This window comes from Alkalicoccobacillus murimartini (assembly GCF_030813245.1).
GTDB lineage: Bacteria > Bacillota > Bacilli > Bacillales > Bacillaceae_D > Alkalicoccobacillus > Alkalicoccobacillus murimartini.
Genome location: NZ_JAUSUA010000001.1, coordinates 1222121 through 1236492 on the forward strand (window position 1 = coordinate 1222121; position 14372 = coordinate 1236492).

General features: G+C 40.3%; 17 protein-coding genes. 5 read left to right on the top strand and 12 right to left on the bottom strand.

Going from position 1 to position 14372, the window contains the following annotated elements; all coding sequences use genetic code 11:
- Positions 1-70 precede the first annotated feature (70 nt).
- From dapD to J2S05_RS06490, 5 genes are all read right to left on the bottom strand, one after another.
- Positions 71-787 carry a 2,3,4,5-tetrahydropyridine-2,6-dicarboxylate N-acetyltransferase gene (gene dapD, locus J2S05_RS06470; protein ID WP_306980983.1) on the bottom strand — a complete coding sequence of 239 codons (717 nt, stop codon included), beginning with the start codon at positions 785-787 and terminating at the stop codon, positions 71-73.
- Between the two features lie 75 nt (positions 788-862).
- Positions 863-1759: an AEC family transporter gene (locus J2S05_RS06475; RefSeq protein WP_306980986.1), complete on the bottom strand. Its 897-nt coding sequence runs from the start codon at positions 1757-1759 to the stop codon at positions 863-865.
- A gap of 510 nt (positions 1760-2269) precedes the next feature.
- A complete protein-coding gene (locus J2S05_RS06480) occupies positions 2270-3310 on the bottom strand; it encodes an HD-GYP domain-containing protein (RefSeq protein ID WP_306980988.1) in 1041 nt (346 codons plus the stop codon).
- A gap of 157 nt (positions 3311-3467) precedes the next feature.
- On the bottom strand, positions 3468-4568 hold the full coding sequence (locus tag J2S05_RS06485; RefSeq protein ID WP_306980989.1) for a mechanosensitive ion channel family protein: 1101 nt from the start codon (positions 4566-4568) through the stop codon (positions 3468-3470).
- 170 nt (positions 4569-4738) lie between these two features.
- Positions 4739-5065, bottom strand: coding sequence for a hypothetical protein (locus tag J2S05_RS06490; RefSeq protein WP_306980991.1), 327 nt, complete (start codon positions 5063-5065; stop codon positions 4739-4741).
- A 193-nt stretch (positions 5066-5258) separates the two neighbouring features.
- Here J2S05_RS06490 and J2S05_RS06495 point away from each other — a divergent pair, with 193 nt between their 5' ends.
- The 5 genes from J2S05_RS06495 to J2S05_RS06515 all read left to right on the top strand — a co-directional run bounded on the left by J2S05_RS06495 (position 5259) and on the right by J2S05_RS06515 (position 9081).
- A complete protein-coding gene (locus tag J2S05_RS06495) occupies positions 5259-5744 on the top strand; it encodes a FixH family protein (RefSeq protein WP_306980993.1) in 486 nt (161 codons plus the stop codon).
- A 75-nt stretch (positions 5745-5819) separates the two neighbouring features.
- Complete coding sequence (locus tag J2S05_RS06500) at positions 5820-7172, top strand: MATE family efflux transporter (protein WP_306980995.1); 1353 nt, start codon at positions 5820-5822, stop codon at positions 7170-7172.
- Positions 7173-7247: 75 nt separating this feature from the next.
- A complete protein-coding gene (locus J2S05_RS06505) occupies positions 7248-7400 on the top strand; it encodes a hypothetical protein (RefSeq protein ID WP_306980997.1) in 153 nt (50 codons plus the stop codon).
- A 107-nt stretch (positions 7401-7507) separates the two neighbouring features.
- Positions 7508-8743: a DNA polymerase IV gene (locus J2S05_RS06510; RefSeq protein WP_306980998.1), complete on the top strand. Its 1236-nt coding sequence runs from the start codon at positions 7508-7510 to the stop codon at positions 8741-8743.
- Complete coding sequence (locus tag J2S05_RS06515; RefSeq protein WP_306981000.1) at positions 8740-9081, top strand: YolD-like family protein; 342 nt, start codon at positions 8740-8742, stop codon at positions 9079-9081. Before J2S05_RS06510 ends, J2S05_RS06515 begins: the two co-directional genes overlap by 4 nt.
- A gap of 58 nt (positions 9082-9139) precedes the next feature.
- On the opposite strand, the gene J2S05_RS06520 is transcribed toward J2S05_RS06515, so the two are convergent.
- The 7 genes from J2S05_RS06520 to J2S05_RS06550 form a co-directional block, all read right to left on the bottom strand.
- The gene (locus J2S05_RS06520) at positions 9140-9574 is read right to left on the bottom strand and encodes an N-acetyltransferase (RefSeq protein ID WP_306981002.1); all 435 of its coding nucleotides are present in this window, start codon (positions 9572-9574) and stop codon (positions 9140-9142) included.
- A gap of 535 nt (positions 9575-10109) precedes the next feature.
- Entirely contained in the window at positions 10110-10853 is a 744-nt protein-coding gene (gene truA / locus J2S05_RS06525; RefSeq protein WP_306981004.1) for a tRNA pseudouridine(38-40) synthase TruA, read from the bottom strand.
- Positions 10854-11004: 151 nt separating this feature from the next.
- On the bottom strand, positions 11005-11934 hold the full coding sequence (locus tag J2S05_RS06530) for a peptidoglycan recognition protein family protein (protein WP_306981005.1): 930 nt from the start codon (positions 11932-11934) through the stop codon (positions 11005-11007).
- A 200-nt stretch (positions 11935-12134) separates the two neighbouring features.
- Entirely contained in the window at positions 12135-13004 is an 870-nt protein-coding gene (locus tag J2S05_RS06535; RefSeq protein ID WP_306981007.1) for an aminoglycoside 6-adenylyltransferase, read from the bottom strand.
- Positions 13005-13126: 122 nt separating this feature from the next.
- Positions 13127-13744, bottom strand: coding sequence for a DUF2812 domain-containing protein (locus tag J2S05_RS06540; protein ID WP_306981009.1), 618 nt, complete (start codon positions 13742-13744; stop codon positions 13127-13129).
- A complete protein-coding gene (locus tag J2S05_RS06545) occupies positions 13731-14063 on the bottom strand; it encodes a PadR family transcriptional regulator (RefSeq protein WP_306981010.1) in 333 nt (110 codons plus the stop codon). Before J2S05_RS06545 ends, J2S05_RS06540 begins: the two co-directional genes overlap by 14 nt.
- A gap of 71 nt (positions 14064-14134) precedes the next feature.
- The coding region (locus tag J2S05_RS06550; RefSeq protein WP_306981012.1) for a hypothetical protein at positions 14135-14372 on the bottom strand (238 nt) is incomplete at its 5' end.

Sequence of the window (14372 nt, forward strand, 5' to 3'; positions counted from 1 at the left end):
CTCTCAGTAAATGAAAAAAAGCCTTGTCACCTGTACTGGCGACAAGGCTTCTCCCTATCAAACATTCGTATTAGTCGTTTAGACGACGAAGTTCTAGCTTAATTTCTGTTTTGCCTTTTGTTTTTTCATCAATTTCCTTAATGACACGTGCAGGAGTTCCTGCCACTACCGTGTTAGAAGGAACGTCTTCTGTTACGATCGCTCCAGCTGCAACAACTGCACCTTTAGCAACTGTTACACCCTCAAGTACAACAACGTTTGCACCAATCACTACATCATCTTCAACGATAACTGGTTTAGCAGATGGCGGCTCAATTACTCCAGCAAGAACAGATCCTGCACCAATATGGCAGTTCTTCCCTACTGTTGCACGTCCACCAAGGACAGCGTTCATATCAATCATTGTACCTTCGCCAACAACAGCACCGATATTAATGCTTGCGCCCATCATGATGACTGCGCCTTTACCGATTTCAACCTGATCACGAATAATCGCACCTGGCTCAATACGTGCTTCGATGCCTTTAAGATCAAGAAGTGGAATAGCAGAGTGACGACGATCGTTCTCTACAACATAGTCTTCGATTTTGGCACTATTTTCAGTAATAGCCGCTTCAATCTCATCCCACTCACCAAAAAGTACACCTGTTTGTCCATTAATAAAAGCTTGTGTATCCTTACCAAAAGAGATTCCGTCAAGGTCACCCTTAATATGTACTTTTACTGGTGTTTTCTTCTTGCTTTCAGAGATAAACTTAATAATTTCGTTTGCATCCATCTGTTTCATGTCTTTTTCCTCCTAGCAGTTACATTGCAGTATATTCACAATCATAAAGATTTCCCTTGAAAAATGCAATCTAAATCACCCTAACAAAATAATTAAAATCGTTACAGTAGGGATACTTATTAGTGTTGTAATGAGTGTTACGCTTGAAACAAGCTTGGGTTGAGCTTGAAATTGGACAGCATACATGACAATCGTAGCCGCAGACGGCATAGCGGCTGAGACAATTAACACCTTCCCGAGTAAGGGGTCAATTGGCATAAATTGAACCAGTATCCACGCAATCGCAGGTGAAATGAACATGCGTAGCATTACACTAAACGTGATGTTCATCCAGTCAAAGTTGCCCCATTTAATCATCGCAAGCTGCATTCCTAAAATAACCATCACCATTGGGATCGCTGCATCTGATATTAAATCGATCGTTCCAAATAAATTCGAGGGAACCGTTAGATTAGTTGCATTTAATAGAAGTGCAAGGAGCGCGGCATATGTAGCAGGCATTTTGGCTACAGCTCTTAGGGCAATGCGAATACCAGCCTTCCCTTTTACCGCATAATACACGCCAAAAAAATTCATCAAAATGGATTGTAGCACCATCGCAGAAATAGCATACTCAAAACCAGCTTCACCATAAGCGAATAATATAATGGGTGTTCCATAATTGCCTGTGTTCATAAAGGCTGTAGAAAGAATAAGGGCATTTTCTGTAGACATATCAATCTTTCGTATATGTGTATACACTTTGCATAGAGCGATCAAAATAAACATTAAGACAAAAGAAAAAACAACCATATATACATACTGATTATTTAACTCTGTTTCATAAAATGTTTTAAAAACCAAACATGGAGTCATGACATAGATTGCGATTGTAGAAATGGGCCTAATGTCAACTTTTTTAACCTTTTGTATAAGGTAGCCAACAGCAAATATTAAAATAACAGGCAATACAACTTGAATAAATATAGACAAACCTTATCTCCTTATTCTTTTTCTATTTTCATTTTGTCAGTATACCATACCATCCATTTGCTTCGCTTAACGAAATAAATGGTAAAGATTATGGAGATGGACGTGACTATTTTAGCTAGTTAAAAACCCAAATCATTATGCGATTTAAACCGCAAAATGATTCGGGTTTTTGCCATCTATAAATATGAGAGTTTGGCTCGCTCCAGGATAAACCTTCGCACCCACAAGTACGGCCTCAGTCCTTGAAGTGGAAATGCACCCCTTCAATGTCTTCAGACTCGTTCTGTTCCGTAGGAGTCTTCGGTTTATCCTTCCGCTACTATTGTGATCAATTGTAAAAAAGGCTGTTTTATGTTTATAAGAGAACTCCTAACTACATATCGACCTTTTTTCAGTGGCCTCCCAGCGGGCTGGCTGGTGAGCAGTTTTCAACTTTAACTATGCAATCGATTCAATTTGTTCGTCTTTCATATCATTTATATGGTTATGTCCCGGTTTGATTTTTATCGTTCATTCAACCATTTTTTCTATAAACAAAGTGGGATTCTCTATTAAATTAATATCATGCATTTGAAATTCACCTTGTCCATGACCTTCCATCTTAAAAATTCGCACATACGGTCTCTGAGGAATCCCATCATTTTGTGCCGACACGACCCCATATTCTCCAGTTGAAAGAACCACTTGACTGCCGGTTGGATAAAAAGCAATGGTTTTCAGGAAATGTTTAATGACTTGATGAGCGTAGCGAACGCCGGTTAAGCCCATTAAAATCTCACATGCATCATGCGGTAGCATCCTTCCACCGGGCCTAAGAGGGCTAATTAGGTGATCAAATGCGTTCGCCACCGTTACGATCTTTGCGAACAAATGAATGTCTTTTTCTACTAAATTACGTGGTGTACCGCTACCATCTACATGCTCGTGGTGTGAAAGGGCAATATGAGCCGACAAGGCACTCATTTCGCTATTTTTGCGTAGGACATTAAAGCCTCGCCATGTATGCTCATGGCCTTTCTCTTCTTTGATTTCATCTTCTTTAGATGACGCCATTTTCCCTATATCGTGCATCAACGCGCCGGTTGCTAATTCATATAGCTTAGCCCTTGGTAAACCAAGCTTCACTCCTACAATAGCAGAAATCATACACACATTTAAAGAATGAATAAAGAGTCCATTATCCTCTGTACGCATATCTGTCAAACTAAGCAAGGAGTGGCTGTTCTCGAGTATTTCTTCCACAATATTTTTGACGGACTGCTGAAGTGATCTTAACTCGATATCTCCACCCTCCTGCACAAACTGAAAGGAACCTTTTAAAGTCGCGAGTGTTTCTCTTTTCACCTCATCAGAGACCATTTCTTCTTCTTCAATTTCTTCATCAAAGGGATCTTGAAGGTAAATAGCTTTAATTCCAAGGCGTTTCAGTCGTGTGATTAGAGTGGGGGTTAACGAAGCCCCTTCATTCAGTAAGACCCTGCCATCACTTGTATAAATTTGTTTCCCTAATTTTTCGTTCGCTTGTGCAAGTTCAATGGTCGAATAGCGCATGGTGAGACCCCTTTATCTAGAATACGTCTATTATACTAATAATCCTTGTTTATATCGGCTAAATGATGATGATATCTTTGCTTTTCTTAATAAATAGCTCTACAGACATAAGAAAAAAGCGCCCCATAACTATAGGGCACCTTCCTTTAAATCCTTTTTATTCCTCTTTTTCATTACTTAAGACCATAACAGGATCTTCGGTCACAACTAGACTTGCCGGTGTTGAGACGTGAACCCCTTCTTTTTCTAAAATCTCCATCATTCGAAAATGAGCAACTTCGCGAATTTCCATATATTTTGCCCATTGATTTGTATTTGTGAAATACGTGACCATTAAGTTATAACCTGATTCTGTAAACTCCTCGAACCTTACAATCACCGTATCTGGCTCAATATCTTCAATCGTTTTAAGCTCCGAATCAATTCGATTACGTAAATGTTGCAGCTTAGCACTTGTTGTAGAATGTCGTACACCCAAACTAAAATAAACGCGCCTATGATGCATTTCTGCCCAGTTTGTTATGGCTTCATTAGCAAGTGTCGAGTTTGGGATAATAACCAGTGTATCTGAGAACGTACGAATTTTAGTACTTCTAAAAGTTATATCTTCCACCGCACCTTCTACAGTTGGAGTCTCGATCCAATCCCCTTTTCTAAATGGGCGTTCGGTAATAATAATGATCCCACCAAAGAAGTTACCGATCGTATCCTGAGCAGCTAATGCAAACGCCACACCACCAATTCCAAGACCCGCTACAAAGGTGCTAATTTCAAAGCCCCAATTATCAATTATCATAACAAGCGTGATCACAACTACAAGAAAACGCAAGATCTTTGATAGAAACGGTATCAACATACTTTCTTGATCTAATTCCGCTTTATTGGCAAAGTTATAAATCACTGTTGAGTGGTTAGCTGTATAATTGTACAGGCCCCAACCAACAACAAAAATAATTAAGGAACGATATAAGTCCTTTACAAATTCCCTTTCAGTTACATCTAAATAATCTAGATACTGAAAAGCCAAATAGGTCCCAATTACGGCCCACAGCAAGCGTAATGGCTTCTCGTATGATTTTAAGATATTGGTTACAATTTTCGTTGAACCACTTTTGGACAAACGTAATATTAATTTATTTATGTATTTTGTGAAAAGTTTGCGGAACACAAGAAAGAGAAAAAATATCGCGATTGACAAAGCAATATTGACCCAATCTAAATTTACGAACTTATCTACAAAGTTATTCCACCGCTCCATACTCGGCCTCCTCTATTTCCTACCCATCATTTTATAAGGATACCTTTTAAAAGCAGTGTGTTTCAACCAAAAACTATCATCTTTCGACAAGACCCTACTTTTATCCCCCTAGACAAAAAGAGCTCAAGCATCTGCTTGAGCCTATCCTCATATGCGTGAGACTACTTCTCTTAAAATGGATCATGCTCAAGAGTCTTCTGAATGACTTTCGCCAACTCCGGCTTCGACTCTTTCTCCTCTTTTGATGACTTAGCGCGTGATGCTTCGACCACATCTTTCATACCAGAAAGAATCTCATCCCCCGATTCTAGCATCGCGTCCGTAAGCGTATGACGGCCTTTCTGACTGCCGTTAGATGTGTCATGGTGATCTGCACCCGTCTTCTTATGCGTTGTTTTTTTATTTGTTAGAGCATACAATCCTGCGGCCATCAAAAAACCACCCGCAGCTCCTCCAAGCATATAACTTGTATGATGTTGCTTTTTTCGTTTAAACATCATTGTCCCCCTTTCTTTTTTTGTTATCGTGTGCACTGAAAGGGATTTTATACATGTCTTAAAAAAGCTTTCGCTCTATGCTAAAATAGAAAAGCACAGCCTATTTTTGCGACTACTCGTTCCACTGTGTTTCGTCATCGAGATCACGCTACATAGTGGAACGTAATATATGATAGTAGGAAAGGTGTTTATCATGAAAAAAGCACTCCTAGTTTTCTCTTTTGTAGCCCTTTTCATGATTGCCAGCTGCGCGATCGGGCAGAATCAATCAGATCAGCGTCAGCTAGATACACTGGATTCACTTCAAGCTGATTTAAGTGCACCAAGTGAAACAGCATTACATGAAATGATCACACTCTCTGTCCGAGTGACCTTTGGTGACGAAGCTGTCACGGATGCTAAAGATGTTGATTTTGAAATATGGCGTAACGGTGAACGCGATTCGGGCTCTACTATTGCAGCAGAAACCTCAGGATCTGGCGTTTACACAGTTGAAACATCATTTAAAGAAGATGGCATTTACCATGTGCAAGCTCATGTAAGCTTAGAGGACAATGATATTACTTCCTCACAACGTGTGATTGCTGGTGATGTTTCTGAATCGGATCTAGAGGCTGCCGAACAAGAGTTTCAGCAGGAGCTAGACCAAGAAGAAGCACAAGAATCAAATTCAAACTAATATTACTTGCCTAGGGAAAACGTTACGATGATATCGTCTGTGACGTTTTCCTTTTGTGCCCACTGGAGTTGTATGATGTACCCTACTGTATCACTTATTCAAAAGATTACCCTTTATCGATCTATTCTTTGGCCCATTTTGATTACTCAAATCAGCTATCACGCCATGAACGTCATTGATACGATGATGTCTGGACGTGCCGGAACCACCGATCTTGCTGGTGTTGCGGTTGGAGCAAGCCTATGGGCACCTATTCTAACAGGTTTTAATGGCATTCTTATGGCGGTTACTCCCATTGTTGCGCAACTTCTTGGCAAAGGCGAGAAACAAACCATCTCTCGTACCATTATTCAAGCTTTATACCTGTCTTTGATTTTAGCTCTCATTGTTTACCTTGCAGGTATGTTGTTCCTGCCTTCTATCCTTGCTTTTATGGGATTGGAAACAGAGGTTTCCCATATTGCTAAGCATTACTTAATTGGATTATCCATTGGACTCATTCCATTGTTTGCATCAAATGTCTTGCGCTTTTTCTTTGATGCTCAAGGTTTTACTCGAATTACGATGGTCATTCTACTTATTACCTTGCCTATTAGTGCACTCCTTAATTATTTACTTATTTTCGGTAAGTTTGGATTTCCAGAGCTAGGTGGAATTGGCGCAGGGTATGCTACGGGTTTTACGTATTGGATTATTTTTGGTTTGAGTGTTTTTATGACCTTTAAAATTCCTTCCATTCGCTCGTACGCTCTATTTTCTAATTGGTTTCGCCCTTCTCTTAAAGCATGGAAAGCTCAACTCTCTCTTGGATTACCAATGGGATTATCTATTTTCTTTGAGGCAAGCATCTTTTCATTTGTGACCTTACTTGTAGGCCGAATGTTCACAACCGATATTATTGCCGCACACCAAGCAGCATTAAATTTCGCCTCACTGTTATTTATGATTCCTCTTAGTATGTCCATGGCATTAACGATTGTTGTGGCTTATGAGATTGGCTCCGGTCGCTTAAAGGATGCTAGACAATACAGTCGAATTGGTATTACTGCATCCATGTTAATTATTACACTTGCCTCCGTCCTTTTGTATTTCTTTAGAGAACCTATCTCGTACCTTTATACAGATAATGAGGACGTTGTAGCACTTGCCATGACCTTCTTTATTTTTGCGATTTTCTATCAGCTTTCTGATGCCGCCCAAGCCACATTACAAGGCGTCTTACGTGGGTATAAGGATGCCACCATCCCTTTTATTATTGCACTTGTTTCTTACTGGGGCATTGGTATACCTTCAGGCTATTTGCTTGCTACATTAACCGATTTAGGTCCGTATGGCTTCTGGATTGGTATCATTATTGGACTGACTTGTGCAGCCATTGGCTTTTGGATTCGTTTAGCCTATATAAACAAACGAATTCAGCTTCCTTAAAAGTTTGAAGAAGACAAAGTTTGGACATAGCTGAAGCTAGAGATCTTACTTTTATCTTAAAGGAGTGAGTCAGCTATGGTTGTTTGGATTCATTCGTTACTTCTTGCAGCTGGACGGCCTGCCTCCGGTAACATGCCCGTTATCCTTGTGGCTGTTTCTATCGGGGTTATGGTTGTCATTATGGGTGCTTTACTGATTTACCTTGCTCGAAAACGCCAAAAAGGCTGAAAAGACTTGAGGATTAAAAGAACCAGCTATTGGTTCTTTTTTCTAGTTGTAATAAGAACATATATTCGTATATACTAAGAACATACATTCGCCAAGAGGTGAACAACATGAAAAAAGTAATTTTTTTAGTCGACATGGAAAGTTTCTATGCCTCGATTGAAGTGACAAGAAATTCTGCATACAAAGGAAAACCACTTGTGGTTTCTGGAGATCCCAATCGACGTAGCGGCGTTATTTTGGCCGCTTCTAAGGAAGCTAAATATTATGGTGTTAAGAACGCAGAACGGCTCTGGGAAGCCCAACAGAAATGTGCGCATCTCATCATTGTTCCACCGCATATGCAAGATTATATTCAAGTGTCCATGGAAATCACCACCATCCTTAAGACATTTACTGATTTAGTCGAACCCTATTCGATTGACGAACAATTTATGGACGTCACCCACTCACAAAAGCTGTTTGGCTCTCCCTTTGAGATTGCTCAAAAGGTCCAGCAGAGCATCATGAATCAATTTGGGGTGCGGGCACGGGTGGGCATTGGCGAAAACAAAATTCTTGCTAAGCTTGCTTGCGATAACTTTGCTAAAAAGAATACAGATGGGATCTATGAGCTTCAAGCCGATCAACTGAATGATACACTTTGGCCCTTACCCGTTGAGAAATTATTTGGTGTAGGGAGCCGAATGAAGCAGCATCTGTACAATCGGGGCATCCGGACAATCGGACACCTAGCCAATACAAACGTTGAATTTTTCAAAAAGAGGTGGGGTATTCACGGACATGTGTTATGGATGAACGCACATGGAGTGGATTATTCACCGGTTGCGCTATCGACGCATGAAGGTCAAAAAGCGATAGGACACGGAATGACCCTTCCCTATGACTATGTAGAAAAAGCAGACATTCATATCGTGCTCCTAGAGCTATGTGAGGAGGTCTGTCACAGGGCCAGGCGTAATCATGCTCAAGGCAGTACCATTTCACTTAGTGTTTCAGGCGCAAGCTACGAGGTGCGGACTGGATTCCATCGCCAGTTTACAATGCCTTATGCAACAAATGCCGCCTTGAATGTATACAAATATGTCTGTCAACTATTTGAGCAGTTTTGGGATGGGCTACCCGTTCGAAGGCTTGGTATCGCCCTCTCCAGTTTGTCTGATGGCGATACCGTTCAACTAGATTTATTTGAGCATCAGCAACAGCAGGATGATCGGCAACTTGGAGAGGTTATTGACTCAATCAAAGCACGCTACGGCAAAACCGCCGTCCTACGTGCCTCATCTCTCCTTCCTGCTGGCCAAGCAAGAGAACGTGCCGCGAAAATTGGAGGGCATTATAAATGAGTGAGTATTTAAAACGTGGCAATCTTTTATGGGAAGGAAGCCGAATGATGCTACCAGAGCATAAACAGGCGATCCGCGCTCAGAATGAGCAAGAAAAACGCGTGGAGGCTCCACTGCTTGATGAACAAGAGCTAGAGGAACTAGGAATCATCGCGATGGAATCCCTTTCCTATGCACTACCCGTTCATGTTGTGTATTGGGAGGATGGGTATTACCGCAAACTCATTGCTACCGTTGAACGAGTTGATGAACAGCAGAAGCGCGTAACATTTAGGGTAAGCGAAGAATGCTCTATGCCTATAAACATACGTAGCTTAAAAAGTATGGAGCGAATATAAGGAAAGTCACTCTATCCTGCATGAGCGAGTGTCATGCAGGATAGCAAGCGTTATTACATTAGATCTGCTCGCTCTTCCATTCCATTACGTATTCTTCCTCCCCCGTTGCAGAATCGATTTGATCTTCTATTTTCTTGAAACCTTGATTCTGATAAAACTGAATGGCTTTTTTGTTTTTCTTATAAACCTGAAGGCTAAGTGATTTCTTATGCTTTTGAACCTCTTGAAGCAGATGTTTACCATATCCCTTTCCCTGAGCGTTCACGTCCACAAACAAAGCGGCTATTTGTTCATCAACAAGAGATACGAAACCAAGGACCACTCTATTCTCTTCAAGCACAAGGGTTTCAGACTGAGGGATATATTCATCTCGCATAGCAGCCTGTTGGTCTTGCCAATAAGCATCCGCTATAAAATAATGAGCCTGAAGTGAGGACTCCAGCCATATCGCAACTACCTGTTCTACATCATTTGATTCTAATGGTCTAATCATTGTTTTACTCTCCTTTATTAACACCATACTGATTTACATTGAGTTACATCATTGCTTCATCCCAACCTGGGTATACATTGCCGCACCTGTTAGATGAATACGTTTACGAGTGATCTATCTATTTACTAATGGGTATGAGACAATAAAGGGACAGCTTTAGCATGGCTGAATCGTAATAAGGAGTTGACCCGTATGTACACACTAGTTTGTACAGCCCAAGGGAAAACGTTAAAAGATTCTAACAGCCAGCAAGTCAAAACTTTTTTGTCCCTAGATGACGCGGAACACTTAATGAAAAAACTTAATGCGAATACAACACCGTCCCATACTTGGTCTATTCATAAAATCGAAACAAGCAATCTCTAGATTGCTTGTTTTTTTAGCTTAATAATAAACATTAAGCTACAAATCACTATACTATTTTCTTCTCCCATACACTACAAGCTAACCTGAACTCTCACTTTCTAAAAAGAAAAGGAATAGGCTTTTTAACATAAATAAAAAACGCTCCTCTCAAGAAGCGTTTTTTACCTACTTACGTTAATTTAAAATCAATTTTCTCCAGATACAGGCCACTAGCATCAGCAAAACCGGCATGCTCCCGCTCTTTTGATTCAATGATTCCAGGGATCGCGTCTGCTTTTAACTCACCCAATCCTACTTTAACGAGTGTCCCAATAATCTTACGGACCATATTATATAAGAAACCATCGCCTTTAATACGAATTTCCAGGACACCATCCTTCTCTGAAAAGTCGATCGAACGAATGGTACGAACGTTAGACTTCTTCTTAGATTTTGCATTTGAAAAGGCTGTGAAGTCATGTTCACCAACAAAATGAGCGCTCGCTTTTTTCATTTGTTGTCGATCAAGTGGCTGGTCCACATGCATACTAAGCTTTCTTAAGAAAGGATGACTATACTCTTCATTCCAAATCTTATAGACATAGGTCTTATCCGCTGAATTGTAGCGAGCATGAAATCGAGAATGAACCGAATCGACTTTGACCACACTGATATCCTCAGGCAAGTACTTGTTTACATAGCTTTGAATCTCGCTCGCCGATGTCTTTTGGTGTAATTTCACATTAGCGATTTGTTCTAGCGCATGAACACCTGCATCCGTGCGGCTACTCCCGATAATTTCAACTGGTGTACCAACCATCTCTGTAAGCACATTTTCGATCTTGCCTTGAATCGTGCTTTCTCCCTTACCAAGACGTTGCCACCCTTTATATCGTGTTCCATCGTATTGAATCGTTAGTTTATAATTGTCCATCTAAAATCTCCTTCAATCTGTGCATAAGTTTGATCACCCTTAATAGTAACACAGATAGGAGGATAAAAACGATAAAGGTTGCCAGATTGCACTTCCTTAACAGGACTATGTAAACCAGAACAAAGAAATGTTCCGGTTACGAGTATGGGCCTTAACTTAATAGCTTCTCCCACGTATTGGCACCAGCAATCCCATCTACTGAAATACCTGAACTCCTCTGGAATGTGCGCACCGCAGTCTCGGTAGCCGGACCAAAGCTTCCATCAATGGCTAGCCTTGCTCCTTTTGTATTAAGAGCAGATTGTAGCAGACGAACCCACCACTGATGGGTCGAACCTCTTCTAAGTGTATTAGCTGCTCGTTTACTGACCGGTCCAAAGATACCGTCAATTCGTACACTTGCAAAATACTGATACACTCGTACTAAAGCTGAACGAGTGCGCGGGCCAGTTATTCCATCTACCACTAATGGTGTAAATGAAGCCTTAGTCGGATAGTTTCGACTGTTTAAGAACGTTTGTGCATTCCCGATAAATTGGTTTGTTACTGGTCTTGCAGGCTGTGGTGTTGGTGTTGGTGCAGGTACTTGAACACCACCTGTCTGAGGACCAGATTGAACCGTTTCAATTAGCTTTTTAAAATCCTCCCATTCGTTTAACAAACGAGCTGGACAGTTTTTACCAGTCCAATGCTTGTGAGTAACCACTCTAGATAATGGGATGCTTAAGTTTTTCATTAAACGTTGAACCAACCATGCAGCATTCGCTTTAGCCTTTTGAAAATCACCATCAGCATTGACACATAGCTCAATACCAATTGATTGACTATTCCCATTGGGCCCAGCATGCCATGCTACTTCATTTGTCGGCAGATGTTGAATAATTTGCGTATCGTCTACAGTGAAATGCCATGATACAGAACGTGACCTTGCATCTGCACCTTTTATATAACGGGAATGCACTTCCGCATTTGCCCCTACATTCGAGTTACCTGTTTCATGCTGAGTAATATAGGTAGGATTTAGTTGTCGTCCTGGACGGTTGCTAGCTGTTACAGGCAAAAAATCCATTTTAATGTTCATAAAATATCATCCCTTTCAGATTACTCTGAACTATTCCTAGCATATTCATGCGTATTGCCTACTAGACATAGGCCAAAGTTTGCATTTATTACGTAATAGAATATGCTTGGCCTATTCTTAAAGTTCGGGACAACCAGATGAAATTCTACCTATTTTTACGAAAATAGGTAAAAGCCCCACACAAAGTGTAGGGCTTTATTTTAATAGACCTCTTTTGATTCGATTGATAACGTCTGAACATGCTTTAGATAGTTCATAACCTTTACTTGATCAATGTTGTCTTGTGTGAAATCAAATGATGAGGCAACCTCTTCCGATAGCTGTGAAAACAAATTGAGAAGGACAAAAAGCGCAACCCAAATTTGCTTACGATCTAGGTTTGGATAGGTTTGTACGAGTGCATTCCATTCATCTTCACTCAAATATCTTTGAAGATACTTGCCGTTTTTGCCCGTACTTAGACTAAAATCAGTTTGTATGCCTACTTTCCAATTCATCATTTGAATCAACATATCCCGAACAATGGACAAATGATCGTACGCGTAGGTTCGTTCATTTCTCCACAGTCCCTTAGCGACATACGTTGATACCCACCAGCATTCATTAAGGCAATCGTCAAATAATTTTTGGGTCGGCTTTTGTACCCAATACTCACAATCGGTTGGGTCAGATAGCACGGGTACGATATTGTCTTTATCTAGTAATACTCTTGCTAGTTTATCTCCGCGATTCCAGTTCTCACTTTGCTCAAGTGGTACAAGCGTTAAGTCAATTCGATTACCATCCATAAACAGCATCAAATACGCAAAAGTTCCATCATTTAATGGAGGAATGAGCTCTATTGCCTCAGGCGTCTGCATCACAATTCTCTCACCAAACACATCTATCCACCTTGCATCATCTAAAAAAGAGCTTACATCCTTTACGACATAGACAATATCATAATCTTGAAAAGGATCCTTAGGTACCGTAGGATTGGTTCTCGAACCATTCATTCCAACAACCCGGATTCTCTCATCTGCTTTCGCTACATCTAAGATGACCTTCATCATTTCATTAGTAGTCCGCATCCTCATACCTCCGTTTTTAGTTATATTCATATCAAAATATACTTTAGAGGTTGGCGGTGGTCCACGAATCGGTGGAAGACTAGTTTATATAAAATGTTCGACAGTCATGAAGGAGGACCTCCTTAAGACATAGATTTTGTTTCTTTCTCATACTGTTTTTTCGCTTTCCATCCATAGTAACCGTATAAAAAAATCATAAATATAAGTAAATAGATTGCTAAACCTCTCATTAAGGCAAATGGAGTCTCAAACAAAAATGCTCCCCAAAAGGATGAGCCTGTTTTCTCCCAAAGTCCAGGTGTTAGGTACCAGTCTACTGGATTAATGCCGAAGTCGTCTAATATACCTGTAGTATAAAAAACAAAGATTATCGGCAGAAACATAGAAAAATGCGACAAAAACATTTCCGATATCCGTTTATATCTAGCTGCCTTTGACGTCTGATCAGAAAAAATATCGTCAGAAGCCTCATCTCGTACCCTTCTAAAATATTGATGACCATGTCTTCTTGGACATGGTATCCTCTGCCACCCACTGTCCTCAAATAGCATTTTATAATCAACAAAATCAGCTTTTTTCTTGAACATTCGATAATCAATTTTATAGGTTGTGTCCTTAGGCTCTCCTTTTTCAAAACGATATCCAAATGAGCGGTATATAAAATGATTACCATCACGTGCCATTTCATTTAACCATTGTTCTTCATCTGTAAAGTTCCAAAAATATTTAAACCTCCTCATGCTCATCCTCCCTTAACAGCTGATCTGTTATCGTTAGTAATGACTGCATTCGTTCCTGATCTAGCCTTAACATGTCTTTTCCTTCTTGCGTAATCAAATATACTTTTCGACGACCCTCTTGCTCTGGCACAGGTTTAATAAAGTGAAGCTTCACCAAATTATCCAAAGCCCCATAAAGTGTACCCGCAGCCATCCTCACTTGTCCTTCACTTAACTCTTCCACTCGTTGCATAATCAAATACCCATGCCTCGGTTCAAGCAGTGAAAGCAAAATATAATAAACCGTCTCCGTTAACGGTAATTGCTTATTTCGTTTCATACGTCCTCCTTATACAGTCAAACTGAATAGTTAAAGTATATACAGTTGAACTATATAAGTCAACTGTATAATTAGAGGTGATATTGGGTAGGTATTTTATGACTTGATCGGATGTATTTGCTGTCTTTCTGATGTATGTTGCTCTCTTCCCGATGTATCTGCTCTTCTTCCGATGTATTTTGCTCTCTTCCTGATGTATCTGCTCCTCTTCCGTTGTATGTTGCTCTCTTCCCGATGTATCTGCTCTTCTTCCGATGTATTTTGCTCTCTTCCTGATGTATCTGCTCCTCTTCCGTTGTATGTTGCTCT

Excerpts from the sequence above, each read along its gene's own strand:
- dapD (WP_306980983.1), bottom strand. The coding sequence starts at position 787 with ATGAAACAGATGGATGCAAACGAAATTATTAAGTTTATCTCTGAAAGC.
- J2S05_RS06480 (WP_306980988.1), bottom strand. The coding sequence starts at position 3,310 with ATGCGCTATTCGACCATTGAACTTGCACAAGCGAACGAAAAATTAGGG.
- J2S05_RS06485 (WP_306980989.1), bottom strand. The coding sequence starts at position 4,568 with ATGGAGCGGTGGAATAACTTTGTAGATAAGTTCGTAAATTTAGATTGG.
- J2S05_RS06490 (WP_306980991.1), bottom strand. The coding sequence starts at position 5,065 with ATGTTTAAACGAAAAAAGCAACATCATACAAGTTATATGCTTGGAGGA.
- J2S05_RS06495 (WP_306980993.1), top strand. The coding sequence starts at position 5,259 with ATGAAAAAAGCACTCCTAGTTTTCTCTTTTGTAGCCCTTTTCATGATT.
- J2S05_RS06500 (WP_306980995.1), top strand. The coding sequence starts at position 5,820 with ATGTACCCTACTGTATCACTTATTCAAAAGATTACCCTTTATCGATCT.
- J2S05_RS06505 (WP_306980997.1), top strand. The coding sequence starts at position 7,248 with ATGGTTGTTTGGATTCATTCGTTACTTCTTGCAGCTGGACGGCCTGCC.
- J2S05_RS06510 (WP_306980998.1), top strand. The coding sequence starts at position 7,508 with ATGAAAAAAGTAATTTTTTTAGTCGACATGGAAAGTTTCTATGCCTCG.
- J2S05_RS06515 (WP_306981000.1), top strand. The coding sequence starts at position 8,740 with ATGAGTGAGTATTTAAAACGTGGCAATCTTTTATGGGAAGGAAGCCGA.
- J2S05_RS06520 (WP_306981002.1), bottom strand. The coding sequence starts at position 9,574 with ATGATTAGACCATTAGAATCAAATGATGTAGAACAGGTAGTTGCGATA.
- truA (WP_306981004.1), bottom strand. The coding sequence starts at position 10,853 with ATGGACAATTATAAACTAACGATTCAATACGATGGAACACGATATAAA.
- J2S05_RS06530 (WP_306981005.1), bottom strand. The coding sequence starts at position 11,934 with ATGAACATTAAAATGGATTTTTTGCCTGTAACAGCTAGCAACCGTCCA.
- J2S05_RS06535 (WP_306981007.1), bottom strand. The coding sequence starts at position 13,004 with ATGCGGACTACTAATGAAATGATGAAGGTCATCTTAGATGTAGCGAAA.
- J2S05_RS06540 (WP_306981009.1), bottom strand. The coding sequence starts at position 13,744 with ATGAGGAGGTTTAAATATTTTTGGAACTTTACAGATGAAGAACAATGG.
- J2S05_RS06545 (WP_306981010.1), bottom strand. The coding sequence starts at position 14,063 with ATGAAACGAAATAAGCAATTACCGTTAACGGAGACGGTTTATTATATT.